The 18415-nt window shown below is 44.3% G+C and carries 15 protein-coding genes; 5 read left to right on the forward strand and 10 right to left on the reverse strand.

Annotated elements, in window-relative coordinates:
• Positions 1-658 precede the first annotated feature (658 nt).
• The 5 genes from J2T20_RS00860 to J2T20_RS00880 form a co-directional block, all read right to left on the reverse strand.
• Positions 659-1987, reverse strand: coding sequence for a hemolysin family protein (locus tag J2T20_RS00860; protein ID WP_307585086.1), 1329 nt, complete (start codon positions 1985-1987; stop codon positions 659-661).
• Positions 1988-2035: 48 nt separating this feature from the next.
• A complete protein-coding gene (gene yfkAB, locus J2T20_RS00865) occupies positions 2036-3172 on the reverse strand; it encodes a radical SAM/CxCxxxxC motif protein YfkAB (protein WP_307584654.1) in 1137 nt (378 codons plus the stop codon).
• Between the two features lie 261 nt (positions 3173-3433).
• Positions 3434-4531: an HD-GYP domain-containing protein gene (locus J2T20_RS00870; RefSeq protein WP_307584656.1), complete on the reverse strand. Its 1098-nt coding sequence runs from the start codon at positions 4529-4531 to the stop codon at positions 3434-3436.
• 142 nt (positions 4532-4673) lie between these two features.
• A complete protein-coding gene (locus J2T20_RS00875) occupies positions 4674-5501 on the reverse strand; it encodes an undecaprenyl-diphosphate phosphatase (RefSeq protein WP_307584658.1) in 828 nt (275 codons plus the stop codon).
• An 80-nt stretch (positions 5502-5581) separates the two neighbouring features.
• Positions 5582-7021, reverse strand: coding sequence for a bifunctional metallophosphatase/5'-nucleotidase (locus J2T20_RS00880; protein ID WP_307584660.1), 1440 nt, complete (start codon positions 7019-7021; stop codon positions 5582-5584).
• 138 nt (positions 7022-7159) lie between these two features.
• Between J2T20_RS00880 and J2T20_RS00885 the strand changes: the two genes are divergently transcribed.
• Positions 7160-7873: a molybdenum cofactor biosynthesis protein gene (locus J2T20_RS00885; RefSeq protein WP_307584661.1), complete on the forward strand. Its 714-nt coding sequence runs from the start codon at positions 7160-7162 to the stop codon at positions 7871-7873.
• A 78-nt stretch (positions 7874-7951) separates the two neighbouring features.
• Complete coding sequence (locus tag J2T20_RS00890; RefSeq protein ID WP_307584663.1) at positions 7952-8992, forward strand: HD-GYP domain-containing protein; 1041 nt, start codon at positions 7952-7954, stop codon at positions 8990-8992.
• Positions 8993-9067: 75 nt separating this feature from the next.
• Here J2T20_RS00890 and J2T20_RS00895 read toward each other — a convergent pair whose 3' ends face one another.
• The 3 genes from J2T20_RS00895 to J2T20_RS00905 are packed head-to-tail and all read right to left on the reverse strand — an operon-like array spanning position 9068 to position 12398.
• Positions 9068-10369, reverse strand: coding sequence for a 6-phospho-beta-glucosidase (locus tag J2T20_RS00895; protein WP_307584665.1), 1302 nt, complete (start codon positions 10367-10369; stop codon positions 9068-9070).
• Between the two features lie 5 nt (positions 10370-10374).
• Positions 10375-11367, reverse strand: a complete 993-nt coding sequence (locus J2T20_RS00900) for an N-acetylglucosamine kinase (RefSeq protein WP_307584667.1) — start codon at positions 11365-11367, stop codon at positions 10375-10377.
• A gap of 29 nt (positions 11368-11396) precedes the next feature.
• Complete coding sequence (locus J2T20_RS00905; protein ID WP_307584669.1) at positions 11397-12398, reverse strand: LacI family DNA-binding transcriptional regulator; 1002 nt, start codon at positions 12396-12398, stop codon at positions 11397-11399.
• A 180-nt stretch (positions 12399-12578) separates the two neighbouring features.
• On the opposite strand from J2T20_RS00905, the gene J2T20_RS00910 reads away from it, so the two are divergent.
• Entirely contained in the window at positions 12579-12824 is a 246-nt protein-coding gene (locus J2T20_RS00910; RefSeq protein WP_307584671.1) for a DUF7667 family protein, read from the forward strand.
• 79 nt (positions 12825-12903) lie between these two features.
• Here the strand turns inward: J2T20_RS00910 and J2T20_RS00915 are convergent, their stop codons facing one another.
• The gene (locus J2T20_RS00915; protein ID WP_307584673.1) at positions 12904-14760 is read right to left on the reverse strand and encodes an ABC transporter ATP-binding protein; all 1857 of its coding nucleotides are present in this window, start codon (positions 14758-14760) and stop codon (positions 12904-12906) included.
• Positions 14761-14765: 5 nt separating this feature from the next.
• Positions 14766-16526 (reverse strand): ABC transporter ATP-binding protein, encoded by a 1761-nt coding sequence (locus J2T20_RS00920; protein ID WP_307584675.1) that lies wholly within the window; start codon positions 16524-16526, stop codon positions 14766-14768.
• A gap of 476 nt (positions 16527-17002) precedes the next feature.
• Here J2T20_RS00920 and J2T20_RS00925 point away from each other — a divergent pair, with 476 nt between their 5' ends.
• A complete protein-coding gene (locus J2T20_RS00925) occupies positions 17003-17242 on the forward strand; it encodes a hypothetical protein (protein ID WP_307584677.1) in 240 nt (79 codons plus the stop codon).
• Positions 17243-17424: 182 nt separating this feature from the next.
• Entirely contained in the window at positions 17425-18300 is an 876-nt protein-coding gene (locus tag J2T20_RS00930; RefSeq protein WP_307584679.1) for a hypothetical protein, read from the forward strand.
• Positions 18301-18415 lie beyond the last annotated feature (115 nt).

The raw sequence follows: 18415 nt of genomic DNA on the forward strand, positions 1-18415 counted from the left end.
GCATAGATGACAGCTATTTTGAGCGCTTACCTTCGTAACTAATTTATGACGGGATTCTAAGGAATAAGACGGAAACTAAAAAAAAACTCCAGCTGGCACATAACCAACCGTTTCCGCACGACCTGCTCGCCAAACATCCTACTCATACTAATTCCTGCACTTTCTACAACATTTCAGCTCCTAACACACCCGACCCCCAGTAATTCCTGCACTTTCTACAACATTTCAGCTCCCAACACACCCGTTTCCCACTAATTCCTGCACTTTCTACAACATTTCAGCTCCTAACACACCCGATTCCCACCGATTCCTGCACTTTCTACAACATTTCAGCTCCCAACACACCCGACTCCCACTAATTCCTGCACTTTCTACAACATTTCAGCTCCCAACACACCCGATTCCCACTAATTCCTGCACTTTCTACAACATTTCAGCTCCCAACACACCCGACTCCCACTAATTCCTGCACTTTCTACAACATTTCAACTCCCAACACACCTTTCCAGTCGGAGGATACACCGATTAATACTCAACTGGGCTGCTAATTCCCAAGTTTGTAGAGGATTAGATAACAAAAAAACCTTACTCTACGAGCAAAAACACTCTGTAGGGTAAGGCAATTATTTACACATTAAATTTCCATTTACATTAGAGTCTACTCGTTAGCCGTATCCATATCCGTAGTGTCATCCTCTTCCTTAGCTGGACGCTCCCGGTGAATATTTATTCTGGTTATCCGCAGCCGGGTAGATTCCTCCACTTCAAAAATGACACCGTCAATCATTACACGTTTGCCTTTTGAAGGATTGCCCTCCAGCTCCTTGAACAGCCAGCCGCCGATGGAATCGACTTCTTCATCTTCGATGATTACACCCGTAAGTTCATTGACATCTTCAATGAGCATTCGACCTTCAACAGAGATATGCTCCCCATTCCGCTCCACGCTAGGCCGTTCATCCTCGAATTCGTCATGCAAATCACCGACTATTTCTTCAAGGATCTCTTCGGCTGTCAGTAATCCTGCTGTTCCGCCATATTCATCCACAACGAGTGTAAGCTGGGACTTATTTTTTTGCATCAGCTTTAATACATGACTAATTTCCATGGATTCCGGCACATTTAAAATCGGGCGAACCAGAGAATTGAGATCGTTTTGCTGCTCTGGCGGGGCAAATAAAAGGTCGGTAATATGGATAAAACCAATTATCCGATCCTTGTCTTCAAAAGCAACCGGGTATCGGGAATGCTTAGTTTCAGTAATGATACGCATGTTGTCTTCCAGCGATAAATTACTGTACAGCACATCCATATCTGTTCGCGGGAGCATGACTTCACGAGCCAGCAGATCGGAGAATTCAAAAATATTATCCATCAGCTTCATCTCGTCCTTATCAAGGACTCCACTTTTCGCGGATTGGTTCATCAATATACGGATCTCCTCTTCGGAGTGAGCAGCCTCAGCTTCACTGACAGGCTCGACACCTACTAGCCGCAGCAGAGCATTTGCAGATGCGTTGAGCACCCAGATCACGGGCAAGAACAGATTATAAAAGAACATTAAAGGTGCCGACAGCAGCAAAGCAGAACCTTCTGTTCTTTGAATAGCCAAGGACTTTGGTGCCAGCTCACCTAACACAATATGTAAAAAAGTAATAATCGAGAATCCGATAATAACGGACACCGTAGCAATTAACGTATGATCCGTAACACCCATTTTGAACATTAGCGGCTCTACGAGCAGCTCCGAAATTGCCGGTTCACCTACCCAACCGAGTCCAAGTGAAGCTAAGGTAATCCCGAACTGAGTGGCGGACAAGTAAGAATCCAGCCTTTTATTAACCTTGAGCGCGTACCCTGCCATTCTATTGCCTTCACTAACCAACTGTGTCAAACGTGACTGCCTGACTTTAACGAGTGAAAATTCCGCAGCCACGAATACACCGTTTAATAAAACGAGCACCAGAACCAGCAAAAGATTAAGCATCAATCTCCCTACTTCAAATTCCGTATGCACTATAACAACGCCCCATTTCTACAGAGTGATCGCTTTTCTTGTTTTGAAATCAACATTCGGATAATACATATCCGCTACCAGAAGATTAGGTCCGCAGCAGCCAGCTGCATCACAGTGACAATTAACCTTCTGATTTAACGGGTGCTGTGTCTGCCACTCTGCAAATATATCGTCCAGCTTGCGGTTTGCGATGTTGCCAAAAGCTGCAATATCAGCGAAGTCTGTAACAAAGACATCCCCGGTGAACATATTTACGTTAACCCGGTTCCGTCCATCCGGATCGTTCCGAAGTGTAACATTTTTCTCCGAGCGTAATCTGCGCAGAAGATCTTGATCTTCCTCCAGGTCACTGCAAGCAAAGAAGGGCAAAGTCCCAAATAACATCCAGAGCTCTGCATCACGAGTATCCAGAAGTGAGCGAATAGCATCCGCCATTTCTTTCAGTGAAAGAACCGGAAGTGAGGAAGCAAAACTGGTAGCATACATTGGATGCACCTCATGCCTCTTGGCCCCCATTTCTCGGATCAGCTTATGAATCTCCGGCAGCTTAGTATGTGTCCGATAGTTGATCATTGATTCGGCGGAGATAAGCATTCCATCTTCACTTAGCCGGCGGGAATTCTCAATCATCGTTTCATACAGTTTGTAAGCGGCTTGTTTGGAAACGGAATGACCGCTGTTTGCAAAGCCTACCTCGTGAAAATCATCGCCATTTACATAGTTAAAGGATATATGCATAACGTCCAGATAAGGCAGCAACTTCTCGTAACGGGCTAAGGGCATGGTGAGATTCGAATTAATCTGTGAACGTACTCCACGCTCCTTGGCATATTTCAGCAAAGGTACAATCACATTATCTACCGTATCAGCCCGAAACATCGGCTCTCCGCCAGTAATACTAATGGTCTGCAGATGTTCTACTTCATCCAATCGGGACAGCATTTGCTTCAACGGCAGCATTTCTCCTTCTTTAAGAGTTAGACTATCCCCTACAGCACAATGCTCACACCGCATATTGCATAAATTCGTAACCGTCATCTCCACACTGGTTAGTACATGCCGTCCATGACTTCGCAGAGAGGTAATAGGATCCCACGGATCATAGCTTGGCGACAGTTCCTTCAATGATAATGATGAGGGTCTATTTACATTCATTTACAAAACTCCTTCAAAAGCTTATACGCTTATTTCCTTTATTAACCTAAAATAAATCCAGATCAACATTCTCTTACCCTATATCATACCACGAAGATCAAAAAAACTGCATAAAGGCTCTTAAACCCCTGTCCCAACAGCCTTTTATTCAATATAAAAAACAGAAAGCAGCGAGAACGGTCAGGGATTCCGGCACTAGACCGCTTCCCCTCATTCGTCTCCTCGCTGCATTAAGAATGGAGATCCGTTAAGAAGATCATCCTATTTTTGTACGGGTTCACTTTGATCTGCAACATCTGAAATAACTACAGAGAGCGCTTTGCTGAGATCATACTCAAAAGGAGTTACAGTTTCTCCCTCGGCACCTGTCAGCACACGAACAACGGGTCTATGAGGCATGCTTGGATCAATTTTGACCACAACTCCGCTCTCTCCGGTGCTAAGCTTAACCGTAAGTCCGAGCGGGTAGATCGCCACACGATCGCGGAATAGCTCAAGCTGCTTCTGCTCGTATAGCGTACCAGAACCTACATAAAGTGCCTCCACTGCTTGGTGAGGCAGCATCGCTTTTTTGTAGATCCGGTTAGAGGTCATAGCATCATAGGAGTCGGCAACACCCAGCCATTTAGCGTATTCATGAATTTGCGGTCCTGTCAGACCGCGAGGATACCCGGACCCATCAATCCGTTCATGATGCTGTAGTGCGCAATGTGCAGCCAATAAAGGAATGTTGGGCTCTTCCTTTAAAATCCGATAGCCGATCTCAGTATGAGCCTGCATATGGCGGAATTCTTCATCGTTTAGCATACCGGGCTTCTGCACAATTTTAACCGGGATTTGGGTCTTCCCGATATCATGCAGCAGAGAACCCAGACCAATTACTTTCAGATCGCTCTTACTGTAACCATGAGCAATACCAAGCACCAAAGTATATAGACACACGTTTAGGGAGTGAACATATAAGTAATTGTCAGCAGTATGCATATCGAGAAGCATGATCATTGGATCTACCTGTGAAGACATATCATCTAGAATATAATCCATAATTTTAGAAAATTTTTTGTCCAGGTGGTAAAAGCCCTTCGTAATCGTTGATGCGCCTGACATATCTTGAAATTGGTTCCTGATCACCTTAAGAGCTTGATTGCGGGTTTCATCCTGCAGCATCCCGGAAATAATCACATCATCTGTTAGAGCATCCTCAATATATATATAGCCGATGTCCATCTTGGCAAGCCGATTGATGATTGGAGTCGTAAGTTCGGCTCCCTCCGCCAGCAAAGTAAGTCCTTCATCATTAAAAATTTTTTTACCTAGCCTCATACCAGCCTGAAGCTGATTCACGGATACTAAACGCACCTTAGCTCACTCCTGCCTTTAACGGTAAATTATCTATTCTGAATTGAAACCTTTTGTCTGCACTGTACTTATACCGTTACCTAAAAAACACGCAATTGTGTCGAAAAAAATGCCTTACCCGTGCTGTGTTATCAGGATAGATTTAGCGCATAATAAACAACCAGAAAACGGCTGCTAAAATAAATCGATAAATGGCGAAATGGGTCAATCTAATTTTTTGAATCCATCTCATAAATACTATTACCACAATATAAGCTACAACAAAAGAGATTAAGAAACCAATTACAAAATATCCGATAGTCTCACTAGTAAAATAGGTGTACGAATCAAGCAATTCATAACCTGAAGCCGCGCACATAATAGGGATTGCAATCAGGAAGGAAAAATCCGCAGAGGCTCTATAGCTGACTCCGCTTAACATACCACCTGAGATGGTAGAACCTGAACGGGAGAAACCAGGCCATAATACTGAAATAATCTGATAGAGTCCAATCGCCAACGCCTGTCCGTAAGACAAATCGTCTAGTTCATGGGCTGTGATCCGGATTTTGCGTTTATTAACCCATTCGGCAATAATCATCAGAACTCCCCCCGCTACAAGTGCCCATAGCACGGTGGTAGCCCCGAAGAGGCTTTTGATAAAGTCACGGGCAAAGAATGCAACTCCAAGTGCCGGAGCAATTCCCAGAAAGATGTGGAGCAGATTCAGACGGGCCCGGGGCATTACCCCACCTCTATCCGAAGGAATCCGGCCTAATCCGAATAAACTTAAGACACGGTGGCGATAGACCAAAGCAATAGCGAGAATAGCTCCTAATTGAATCACGATTTCAAAAGTTTTCATAATGGGTTCTTGTTCAGCGAAGCCTAATAATTTAGCTGTAAGAATCATATGTCCAGTTGAAGAGACGGGAATGAATTCGGTAATACCTTCGACAATAGCTAAAATTATGGCTGTAATTGTATCCATAAAATCCTCCTGATCCGTATATATCTATAAATGTTAATTTCTATAATATTACATTATATTTGCTATACAATAGCTAAATATTATTTGAAAACTCTAGGATCCCAGCGAAGCACAGCACATTCGTCCAGACTTTCTGGTCGTCCCAGCTCTAATCGTAGCAAATCTCTTAGGAAATGAGGAAGCATGAACACTGTTTCCCTGCCATTCGCGATACTTTCATAGCCCATTTGGAAAGTAAACATGTCCAGTGTTCCGACTCTATACTCCCGTTCATCCTCCAAAGGCTCTTCTTCGACAAAAATTGCAATACCGTTATCATAAGGCATGCTCTGGGGATTATACAAGATTTTTAATCCATCTACCGCTAGAGTTCCAAGCTGTTCTCCCCGAAAACCGTAGCCGTATATAACTTTACTCTGGAAGACTTCTGTTAGGCTCTGCTCCAAAGCCATTCGAATATCCCTCCCCGACAGCATCATCACACAAGAGTTAATTGGCGAAGGGCAAAGGGCATGCAGAAGCCCTGTAGTAATCTCGCCCTTTGGTAGTGAACCGAGAAGCTGACCTGTGTTCACCAAGGAGAGCTGACTTCCTGTAAATTGCCGTACCGCCTGAGCCAGCAAATTACCAAAGGGAGATTCTCCATTCTGGTTAAGAGGCAGCTCACGGTCTGTAATCGCAACCGTCTCCCGCAAGGCTTCCTGCCCGCGCGCCAAATGAATCGCTACCGCTGGTTGGATTAGATCATCTGTGACCAAAGGGTCGACGGGAATACATTCCCCGCTCACCAGTTTAAAGCCTTCTGCTTCTTGACCTCGTTCAAATATTAGCTTACCTACATAACGCCCAAACTTCCCTGCCCCACAAACAGCTGTACCGTTGATTATCAGCGGCTGCTCAAGCATGTGGTGAGTATGTCCGCCAAGTATTGCATGAACACCCTCCAAATTCTCAGCGAGATGTTTATCAGCGGGAAGCCCAAGGTGGGAAAGTACAATTAACACATCCACTTGCGGGGCCAAAATAAGACACTGTTCACGAAGAGCTTGCTCAGGCTCTGTAACTTCCCAGCCAAGCAATGAATAAAAGGAGGTAAAGGCTACAGTTGCTCCCGTGATTCCAATTCTTATGCCGTCCTTCTCCACGATAGTATGACGTTTCATCCAGAGCGGTGGTAGTCCTGTAGAACTGTCAACAAAATTACAGCATACCACTGGACACTGCAGGCCCGAAAAGATAGCCTCCAACATCTCCTGAGAAAAGGTAAGACCTTCGTTATTACCGATGGTTACGGCATCATACCCGCTCAGGTTTATGACATCGATATTAGCTTGGCCCATAGTACCTTCTGTCTCAACAGCTGCCCTATCCATATGATCCCCTATATCTACCAGCAGGACCGGATCCTCACTGAAATCCCTGTGCTCAGCTATCACAGCAGCCAATGGGCTCATCATTTCAAAATGGCTATGTATATCGTTGGTATGCATTATCGTCAGCCTTTGCGGCGCGGTTCTCATCCGTCATTATCCCTCCCACCTGTTAAACCACACCATAACGCGGCAGCAATTACTAATATCTTCATAGCCAAGCATAACATTTTCAAGCTCATTATGGTATATTAGAGTCATTATAAAATAGCCCTGAGGTGAATAAGTATGCGAATTACGATCCGTTTATTTGCTGGTCTGGCTGAGGTTATGGGTACGTCTTCCCTCTCCTTCGATGTCGAAGAAACGTCTATAACTGCCGGAAGACTGAAAGAACTTCTCTCTGCCTCCTATCCGGATGCGGCATCCCAAATTTCTGTATCTCTAGTTGCTATTGACCACGAGTATGCTCCTGAAGATTCTGATATTCCGGAAAGAGCTGAAATCGCCCTTATTCCCCCCGTTTCAGGAGGAGAAGCTTCCTCTATATACGAAAGTTCGTCTGACGGACTTTATGTGGTAACGGATCAGGCACTTGTAGCCGAAGATATACTTAACAAAGTACTGGATACCAACCATGGGGCTTCGCTGCTTTTTGTGGGGACAACCCGTGAAATGACCGGAGACCAACACACAACAGCTCTTTTTTATGAAGCATACATACCCATGGCAATCTCCAAACTCCAGGAAATCGGCAAGGAGGTTCAAGAGCGCTGGAACGCCCGTTGCGCAATTGCGCACCGACTGGGTCTCGTTGGCCTCAAAGAGGCCAGTGTGATTATTGCGGTTTCGTCTCCACATCGGGATACATGTTACGAAGCCAGTCGATATGCGATCGAAAAGCTGAAGCAAATGGTTCCTATTTGGAAACAAGATATCAATGAAAACGGACAAATATGGAAGGGGTCTGAAGTACATACTGAAAGCTCTTCCAATATGTAAATGTGACTTCTTAATCATTGAAAATATAACCATTTGTTGCTATGCTAAAAAAAATTGATTTAGAAGGTGGCCTAGGCCTTGAGAGTGCATGTCACTGATCTTAAAAATGGTGATTTTCTGAGAGAAGATACTTTTAGCTCCAGAGGAATTCACGTATTATCCAAAGGAACACAGCTTCGGATTGAGGAAATATCCAAGCTTATGCAGCATGGTGTAGATTATATCGATATCGAAGCCCGCGATGAAGTTGTTATTACCTCAAGTAAACCTCAGACCATTCAGAAAATGACTGAAAACTTCGACCAAATGATTGACGGTTTTGAATCTCTTTATTTAGAGGCATTGGCCAAAGGCAGCTTTAACAAAACTATGGTCGATGATGTTCTTCAGCCTATGCTGGGCTCTCTAGACAAACATAAGGACGTAGTTACTCTACTGCTTTTGCTGGACCGTGACGATAACTACACTTATAATCACTCACTCCAGGTGGGCATGCTTTCTTATTATATTTCTTCTTGGCTGGGTTATACCAAGAAAGAGAGCTATGAGATCAGCCGCGCCGGATATTTGATTGATATTGGCAAGTGTCAGGTTTCCTCAGACCTGCTGAATAAACCGGGAAAGCTTACAGAAGCTGAATTTGATGAAGTTAAACGTCACACTACATACGGTTATGAGATCATTCGAAATTCTATGGACGACCACAATACAGCTCTTGTTGCCCTTCAGCATCACGAACGAGAGGACGGCTCAGGTTATCCCGACAAATTGAAGAAATTGGAGATTAACCCGTACGCTCAGATTGCAGCTATAGCAGACGTATACAGTGCTATGACCACCCCACGGGTGTACCAGTCAAAGCAAGAACTAATAAGTGTGCTGCGCGAAATACATACACTCAGCTTTGGTAAGCTGAATGCTAAATCAGTACATGCCTTTATTCAGCATCTTATGCCCAATTTTATTGGGAAACGAGTATTAATAAGTACCGGAGACATGGGAGTCATTATCATGAATAATCCTACGGATGTATTCCGTCCTTTAATTCAAATTGATAGTCGCTTTTGTGATTTATCCCGGGAGCGTCAAATATCGATTGTTGAGATATACATGGAATAGTAATATCAGCGATTACAACCCCTCGGCGCCTTGGCTCCGGGGGGTTGTGTTTGTATCATTCGATATAGAGACTGGTTATTTATCAAAGGCCGGTAGATACGCTTTGTTTTTCTCGAGCAACTCATTCATCAACGTCTTAGCTACGGATACCGACGGTACAAGCGGATGATGTACTAACGCTTGCAATACCAGGCGCCTGTCCCCTTGAATAGCTGCGTCAATCGTCAAACGTTCATAGGTTTTAACCGCATGAATTAGCCCTTTTACATGTTCAGGTATCCTGCTGACCGGCAGAGGAATAGGTCCATTACCTGTTACAAGACAGTTTACTTCAATACAGGCGTTCGAAGGCAGAAAATCTAGAATATTACCGTTCCTAACATTCAACGTTTGAATATCACGTTTGTCGTTGTATAACGAATCCATCACGTTGACGGCTGCTTCGGAATAGTAAGCCCCGCCGCGCTGCTCGAGCTGTTTTGGTTTTTCAAGCAGCTTGGGATCTTTGTAAAGCTCAAACAACTCCTCCTCTACCCGTTTCACAACCTCAGCACGGGTACCCCCGCTCTTGACGGCTTCCAGTTGTTCCTGAAGCATCACATCCGTCATGTAGAAATACTTCAAATAGTAGGATGGCAAGGCACCCAGGGATTGAAGAAACTCCGGATCCCATTCACTGGGCGGAACATTCTTGGCTGCATACTCCTCACGCTGATCCAACAGCTCCGGTAATTTATCTTGGCCGTTTACAAGCACCTGAGTAACCCAGTGCAGATGGTTTAATCCGACGAACTCAGTATAGATGTTATTTGCAGGGGTCTCATATTTCTGAGTAAGCCATTTCTGCAAGCCGATTGGCGCATTACATAACCCTATACTTTTTACCCTGGAATAGTTATGAATTGCTTCCGTGACCATGCCCGCTGGATTGGTGAAATTGAGCAGCCAGGCATCCGGACTAAGCGCTTCAATATCTCTACATATATCCAGTAACGCAGGAATGGTCCTTAGCGCCTTCATCATTCCGCCAGGGCCGGTTGTTTCCTGCCCTATGACCCCGTGCTGATTCGGAATATGTTCATCCCATTTTCTGGCTTCGAGCAGCCCGACTCGCATCTGTGTAGAAATAAAGTGAGCACCTTCTATCGCCTTCTTACGGTCAAGTGTCAAATGAACTTGTATCGGCAGACCCGATTTCTCAATCATTCGTTTAGCTAAGTTACCTACGATTTCAAGCTTTTGCCGCCCTTCCTCAATGTCCACAAGCCATAATTCCTTAATTGGAAGCTTATCATATCTCAACAGGAAGCCTTCCACAATTTCCGGTGTATAAGAGGAACCGCCGCCAATAACCGCTACCTTTAGCCCATCCTTCATATGCCTCACCCTCTTTTCTCCAGATTAATGGTCTGAAACTCCTTAATGATCTTGAGCCTATCGTAGGCATCCTGTGAAATGATTCCTTCGGCTGTCTCCATTGCCATCCACACAGCACCGATCACAGGCTCAATGCCCAGCTTCACTATACGAGCTTTTGGAGCTATTGTTCGCACGGCATTTTCAATATGTGAAGGAATGATATCACTTTCGCCACGCGTAACTATACTGCCTGCCAGCACCACATCAAAGGTTTCCTTATCCATCCCGAGTCGATTGATAACGGCGCATGCAGACTTACCGAGTTCTTGTCCTTGATGCCTCAAGATCTCCCGAGCAACAGGGTCACCCAAATTAGCTGCCTGAAATACCAATCGAGCTGAATCTATCGGCGGGATTTTATTGTGATCCAGATAATCATTGAACATGGCGCTCACGTTATCGTAGTTCAGATAAGAGAGCAAAAGCTCGGTGAGAAGCGTAGGCTGTTCTCTTCCATCCCAAGCACGTATCACAGAACGAAAGACCTCTACCGATAAGGAACCGCCGCCGCCGAAATCGCCGAAAAGATAAGAAAAACCGCCACATTGATAAAATTCACCCTGTGGATTCTTTCCCGCACTGTTTGTTCCGCTACCGCAGATCAACACTACACCATAAGGTCTTGAAGTTCCTGCTCTCAGGGCAATCATTGTATCGCATACAACTACGTGACGGGGAAACCCAATCTCACTAATCAAAGGGCGTAAAATCTTATAATCTGTTTCTCTGTCCGCTCCAGCCAATCCAAAAACAGCATATTCAATTTCATAACGCTCAAGACCGGCCTGAACCAATGCTTCAGCCACTGCAGTAGTGATATTATGTTTGGCGATGTCGTAACCGGTCTGATGATTTCCATTCCCGCCTATCCCCACGCCAAGCGCCCTTCCGCTTTGATCCGTGACCAACGCGTAGGTTTTACTGCCCCCTGCATCTACGCCTAAATAATATTTCATAGGTACCACTCCGCTCCAAACAAATTGTCTTATCCGTTTACTCTCGCCGTTGATTGGCGGATGATCAACTCCGGTTCAAACTGTGATGCGAGCGTTGCTTCCGGTCTCGATGATTCAAGAATCCAGTTCAGCAGAAGTTCCACTCCATGCCGTCCAATCTTCTCCGCCGGCTGGCGGATTGTCGTAAGCTTTGGGTGTAACTGTGAAGCTATAAGCTGATCGTCATAGCCAACCACCGAAATATCCTGGGGTACCCGAACGCCCGCGTTTTGCAAAGCATTTATTACTCCAAGGGCTATATGATCATCCGCTGCAAAAATTGCTGTTGGAAGATTGTCAGACTGTAACCATTTCGATGCAATATCATAGCCCGAGGAAACAGTAAACTCACCGCGTTCAATACAAAAGGGCTCTAATCCGGATTCTTCAAGCGCCGACCGAAAGCCAAGTTCCCTTTCCCTACTACTAAGAAAAGCATCTGGTCCGCTAATATGGGCAATTCTCTGATGTCCCAGATCGATCAAATGTCGGGCGGCATCGTATCCGCCTTTTCTGTTATCTACGATTACAGATGGAACTGAGGGATTTTCCAACTGATTATCCAGCATAACAAACGGGATTTTCTTATTTTCCAATTCCCGAACGTACACTTCTTCATGAAGCGGGGAAAGCAAAATAAGTCCGTCCACCCGGTCCTCCTGAAATAAGGGATTATGTATAGCCTCTTCATCCGGTGAATGAACAGAAATGGCCAGGAAATAGCCCTGCTCGGTCAACCGGTCATTCACTTCCTTGACTACAAGATCCAGAAAGGAGTCGTCAAGCGTGGTTACGGTTAACCCTATGATCCCTGTCCGTCCGAGAGCCAAACTGCGTGCGGCGGCATTGGGCTGATAATTCAAATCTTTCATGGCTTGCAGCACTTTATCTCTGTTATTGGCACGGACGGTTGTAGAATGATTGAGTACTCTTGAAACCGTTACAACGGAAAGGCCGGATCTCTTTGCCACATCAAAAATATTTACTTTCAAATAAATCAACTCCTCCCCCCAAAAGTATAAGCGCTTTAACTTTTGATTAAATTATAGTACACGACACTGACGATTACAACATCTTAATGTGACCTGTTTTGATTTTTCAGGTTCCGGCTACACTCATTAAGAAGGGAATTCTCAAGATTTCTCTAATTCTAGCAAAAGGAGCAGTGAATAATGCTTCCTGTTCATGAACGCCTTGCTGAGCTGTATACACTCAGTCGTAAGCGCCCGCTTACACAAGCCGAAGATGCCGAACTGCAGCAATGCCTGCAAGCTAACGCCAAATACTGCTGGGAAATGGCCTGCTTGAATAATGCGGCTTTGCTCGCTGCAGCAGTAAATGACACCGCATGGCTGCAAGATACCACTGCCTTGATGACTGAGCTTCGATTTACAGGCAGGACTGCTAAACGTAAATAAGAATTCAAATTAAATATAAAAAAACCTGAAGATAATCACCATAAAACAGTGGCTATCTTTCAGGTTTTCATTATTCACCCTACAAAAACCGGAACTGAGCTTCAATTAGGCCGTTATACACTCCGTCACGCGCAGTCAGTTCACGATGGGTTCCTTCTTCCTTGATTTCCCCGTGATCCAGCACAACGATTTTATCAGCATGTCTAATGGTTGAGAGACGGTGAGCCACAATGAATGAAGTCCGACCCCGGAGCAGAATTTTAAGTGCATCCTGAATCTTAAGCTCAGTCTCCGTGTCAATACTGGCTGTTGCTTCGTCCAAGATAAGGATTCGCGGATCTGCCAAAAGCGCTCTAGCGAAGGATAACAACTGGCGCTGGCCCATGGATAAGGCGCTACCCCGTTCTTCAACCTCGGTCTCATATCCCCGTGGCAGCTTCATGATAAATTCGTGTGCATCTACCGCCTTGGCTGCATCTTCCACTTCTGAGTCGTTGGCATTAAGCCGTCCAAAGCGAATATTATCTCTGATCGTTCCTGAGAAAATGAACGTATCCTGAAGTACGATTCCGATCTGCTCACGCAGGCTTTGCAGAGTAACATCGCGGATATCTTTCCCGTCAATGGTTACTTGGCCGTGGGTAATATCATAGAATCGGCCGATCAGATTTATGATTGTGCTTTTACCTGAGCCTGTATGCCCAACAAGGGCGATCGATTGCCCCGCTTTTACATCCAGATCGATTCCCTTCAGGGCCGCTCTACCTTTCTCATATTCAAAGATAACCTTGTTAAATTGTATATCTCCGTTAATCTTAGGCAGCGGCTTCGCATCCGGCTTATCTTGAACCATGGGCTCCTCATCCAGATATTCAAAGATACGTTCTGACGAGGCCATAGCCACCAACAGCTGATTATACATTTGTCCGAGACGGTTAATGGGATCCCAGAAATTACTTACATAGGTACTAAAAGCAACAAGTGCACCGATGGTGAGCTCCCCCGACTGAATCAAATAGGCTCCCAGCCAGAAGAGGATCATGGTACCCAACCCACCTGTTATTTCAATAATCGGTCCAAATCCCTGATTCATCGCAGAGGCTTTATTCCAGGCCTTTCGGCTGTCCGTATTCATAACGTCAAAATAATTCATATTTTCTTGCTCTTGCGTATAGGCTTGAGTCACCCGGATACCCTGAATAGATTCATTCAAATGGGAATTAATACGTGAATTCTTTAACCGGACATCCTGCCAGGCAATACGGATTTTCTGCCGCAGTTTAGTCGATATCAGGAACATTATAGGTACGGTAACCATCACTGCAAGTCCCAGCTTCCAGTTAATTAGCAGTAGGATAATCATAATACCAAGCAGCTGAACACAGTCGATCATCAGATTCACGACACCGTTAGTGAACAAATCCTGCAGAGAGTTTATATCATTAGTAACGCGTACAAGTACCGATCCAGCAGGTCTTTTATCAAAAAAATTGAATGAGAGCTTCTGAATATGCTTGAATAAATCCCCGCGCAAATCATATATAACCCTTTGTCCAATTACATTCGTATACTTAATCCGGTAGACACCCGCAATCCACTGGACTATGTACAGCACAATTACGCCGCCAGTGAGTGAATATAAGAGCGCCAGACTTGGATTCCCAACCTTTGGAGCAATGGCACGATCAATCGCAAGACTCGTTAAAAAAGGAACGGTAAGCTTGGTGATTGTCCCCAGTATCATCATAATCATTACTAGTGGCAGCATTTGCTTCGCATAAGGCCTCATATAACCAAACAGTCTTGTGAACTGCTTCCAGTCAAAGGCTTTATCAATTTGGTCATCATCCTTATACACAAACCGCTCTTCTAGAGACTTCTTCTCCTTAGCCTTGTTAGAGCTTGTTAAGCCGGCCTGTTGGGCTTCAAGTTTCATATCTATCACTCCCCTTCTGATCCAGTGTCTCTGGCCAGATAATCAGCGTACTGGATCCGATAGACATCCTGATAAGGGCCCGGTATCCGGATAAGTTCTTTATGTGTTCCTTGTTGTATCACTCGACCTTCATCCAGCACAATGATTTGATCCGCATGACGGAGTGAAGAAATCCGGTGTGCGATAATCAGGGTTGTACGGCCGCGCATGACCTCTTGGAAACCTGCCTGAATCTCATGCTCTGTTTCCATATCTACTGCGCTTGTGGCATCATCGAGGATAAGAATCCGCGGATTCTTCAAAAGTGCTCTAGCGATAGCTATACGCTGCTTTTGTCCGCCCGACAAGCCCATTCCCCGCTCCCCTACAACCGTATCATAGCCATGAGGCATTTCCATGATGAACTCATGTGCTTTTGCCAGCTGGGCGGCCCGGATAATTTCCTCCATCGTCACATTTTTGAGACCATAGGATATATTGTTACGGATGGAGGAAGAGAATAGGAAGGTCTCCTGAAATACAGTAGCAATTTGCGAGCGCAGACTGTGAACACTGTATTCTCTGATATCAACACCATCCAGCTTTATGCTTCCTGAGTTAACGTCGTAGGCGCGCATCATAAGCTGCGTTATCGTCGACTTACCTGAACCGGTACCTCCGAGGAATCCAACAACGGAACCCGGTGCTGCTTCAAAATGTATGTCCGTTACTGCAGGCAATTTATTGCCGTAAGCAAAGGTAACATGACCGAAAACAACATGTCCTTGCACCGTAGAGGATTCTAGCTCGCGTGCGCTTTCCTTATCCTCCACATCAATCCTCTGGTTAAGCACCTCAAGTACCCGTTCACCGGAAGCCTTGGACTGTGTATAGTTATTAATATGGAAGCCTAAGCCCCATACCGGTCCAATAATATACCAGATCAAACTGAAAAAGGCCACTAATTCCCCGAGCGACATTTTATCATTAATGACGAGTGTACCCCCGACACCTAGTAGAATAGCTACGCTAACCGAAGCCAAAAGCTCCATCACCGGAAAAAACTTACTCCACAGCTCCGCAGCAAAAATCTGATTATTCTTGTAACGTTCATTTCGATGCGAGAATTTCTCTACCTCATAATCTTCGCGGGCAAATGATTTCACCGTCCGTACACCCGTTACGTTCTCCTGAACTGCCGTGGTGAGGGCACTCAGTGCCATGCGCATCTCCTGAAAAGCCGGATGGATTTTGGATTCAAACCGTAAAGCTACCCCCGCTAGAAAAGGCATTGTAATTAAAGTGACCAATGTGAGCTGCCAGTTGAGTGTGAACATCATGATAGATCCAAAAGCCACCATAAAAAAGACGTTAAGAAGTTGAGCAAAACCAAACCCGATAAACAGGCGAATGGCTTCCAGATCCCCGGTTAGCCGGGACATTAAATCCCCCGTTTTAGCCGTATCATAATAACGGAAAGACAGAAACTGCAGCTTCTCATAACAGGCATTGCGCAACCGGTACGCAAGGAAATTCCCCAGTCTGCCTCCAAAGAATCCATGTGTGAACTGTAAACAGGCTTTAATGAAGATTACTCCAAGTACACTGAGAGCCAAGATCGGAACCTCTGTGAAGTTACGGGGAATAATGACATCATCGATTAGCTTTCTTAATAAATTAGGGATGATTAACCCCACTGCTGTTGCGGCAGCCAAGCATAATATCGAAAGAATCAAAAAATGTAGCTTCTCCCGGTAAAAGCCCCGCAGTTGCCTGAGAACTTCCATCTCTCTCCTCCTTAAAGCTTTACGAATTAAAGTTTTAGCTTCGTAAGCATTGCTTTTATTAGCGCTTCCATTTTAGTGACTTTAAGCAGTTTATCATCCATAATTTAATGCGGCAAAGGGGAGAATTGATCATTTTTCCCTTTATTACCGAATAATCGGCGTTCTTAGTAAGGTAAACGGACGCCCATATCTTAAAATGCTTCTAATTCCTCGCAAATGCTGTTGAATTTACAATGGGATTAATCCTATTATATACTGCTTTATTCACCTTTGCCCTGAATAAGGGTTATTTTCATAATATTTGAATTAATTCGTATCCGAATTCCGTTTCCCCCGCGAAGCCTACTTTAATTCTCCAAACAGTTCACCAACCCATCGCCCGGTGCATAAATAAATACATAGAACTTCAAAAGAATATTTGATAATTAGGTGATCAATCAAAGGTAGCTATTCGTTCATAGGAGAGTGTTGAGCTAATGAAGAATGATAAGTTAAAGCCGGGACAAAGGATCCAGATCGCCAAAGGGCATAAGAGCGGATTGGGTGGAAGACGGGGTACGGTGGTATCAGCTATTGGCATGCAGGAAGACCAAAGGAAGGTCCAAATTTCGGTTGCAGATAGAAAAGAACCGATGAAAGTCATCATTGAGCTTGATTCGTTAGAGGAAATAAAGTCCAATTCGCTGCCGCCTGGATGGATAGAGTTCTATATTTAAGCACACAAAGCAAAAGGGAGGTCCTCCAAAGCCATGAAGATGGCTTTCGGGAGGCCTCTCTTACTTATTGAGTTATTTAATTAAATACAAATGTAGGAAGTTCTCAGATAGACCATAGTAATATTTACCTATATCTGATAAACTATTGTAGGATTTTATCAAAATTAGGGGGATTTTAGAATATGTGGATGGCTATAGGATTATTAAGTTTTTTGGCTTGTATTGTTTTGGTAGTACTAGGTTTAATATCTCTAATTAAAAAAAAGCCTAATAAGAAGAAGCTTTTTTTATCATCGGTGGCCTGCTTTGTTATTTTTATAATAGCTATAGCTGCTAGTCCTACCACTGAAACAGGAACAGCGAATAACTCAGATGAGGCTGTTACAGCTGTTGGTGAAGTATCTACAGTCAATGCTGATACTCAGGATGACGCTGACGCCAAGGCAAAAAAAGAGGCTGATAAAAAGGCTAAACAAGAGGCTGAGGATAAAGCTGCAGCTGATAAAAAGGCTAAAGAAGATGCGGAAGCAAAAGCCCAGGCTGAAGCAGATGCGAAGGCGGCTGCAGAAGCAAAGGAACTCGAAAAGAAATCACATGCCTCTAAGGTCATGGAAACGGTTGTACCTTTTATAACAGAAGATATGGCTGAACTAGATGACAGTACTAAAAAATATCTCATTGAACATAATGAGCTTTTCCCAGCTACAACAGTAGAGTCTAAAAACGCTGCTATAGCTGAAGTTGATCCTAATATAACTTCCCGTCATTTATTTAAAAATATTACACCTTATCTTACAAAAATGATTGAAATATCCGGAGATGTAGTTCAAATTTCAGAAGAAGAAACAGACTTCGGCACCCTAGCAACCGTACATATTTTGAATGACAATGGCGATTCAATTATTGGTATATACAACGGGTCTACTGGAGACATACTGGATGGAGACTATGTTGTTCTTAGAGGTGTACCTACTGCTTCTTATTCCTTTGCAAATGTTAGCGGAGGAACTACAAACGCCATTCTATTAACCCTTTCTACAATCAACAAATCCCAATAATAAAAAATCAGTAAATTTTATTATAAAATACCCCGTCGACCAACTGCGGTCGACGGGGTATTTCTGATGTTTACGGATAGACGCTTAAGCATCCGTAAGACTTCGATCTAGAATC

Source organism: Paenibacillus wynnii (genome assembly GCF_030812855.1).
GTDB lineage: Bacteria > Bacillota > Bacilli > Paenibacillales > Paenibacillaceae > Paenibacillus_AQ > Paenibacillus_AQ wynnii_A.

Bases quoted from the DNA above. Each gene is read 5' to 3' on its own strand.
- J2T20_RS00880 (WP_307584660.1), bottom strand. From the start codon at position 7,021: ATGAGAACCGCGCCGCAAAGGCTGACGATAATGCATACCAACGATATA.
- J2T20_RS00900 (WP_307584667.1), bottom strand. From the start codon at position 11,367: ATGAAATATTATTTAGGCGTAGATGCAGGGGGCAGTAAAACCTACGCG.
- J2T20_RS00925 (WP_307584677.1), top strand. From the start codon at position 17,003: ATGAAGAATGATAAGTTAAAGCCGGGACAAAGGATCCAGATCGCCAAA.
- J2T20_RS00930 (WP_307584679.1), top strand. From the start codon at position 17,425: ATGTGGATGGCTATAGGATTATTAAGTTTTTTGGCTTGTATTGTTTTG.
- J2T20_RS00915 (WP_307584673.1), bottom strand. From the start codon at position 14,760: ATGAAACTTGAAGCCCAACAGGCCGGCTTAACAAGCTCTAACAAGGCT.
- J2T20_RS00910 (WP_307584671.1), top strand. From the start codon at position 12,579: ATGCTTCCTGTTCATGAACGCCTTGCTGAGCTGTATACACTCAGTCGT.
- J2T20_RS00875 (WP_307584658.1), bottom strand. From the start codon at position 5,501: ATGGATACAATTACAGCCATAATTTTAGCTATTGTCGAAGGTATTACC.
- J2T20_RS00885 (WP_307584661.1), top strand. From the start codon at position 7,160: ATGCGAATTACGATCCGTTTATTTGCTGGTCTGGCTGAGGTTATGGGT.
- J2T20_RS00860 (WP_307585086.1), bottom strand. From the start codon at position 1,987: ATGCTTAATCTTTTGCTGGTTCTGGTGCTCGTTTTATTAAACGGTGTA.
- J2T20_RS00895 (WP_307584665.1), bottom strand. From the start codon at position 10,369: ATGAAGGATGGGCTAAAGGTAGCGGTTATTGGCGGCGGTTCCTCTTAT.
- J2T20_RS00920 (WP_307584675.1), bottom strand. From the start codon at position 16,526: ATGGAAGTTCTCAGGCAACTGCGGGGCTTTTACCGGGAGAAGCTACAT.
- yfkAB (WP_307584654.1), bottom strand. From the start codon at position 3,172: ATGAATGTAAATAGACCCTCATCATTATCATTGAAGGAACTGTCGCCA.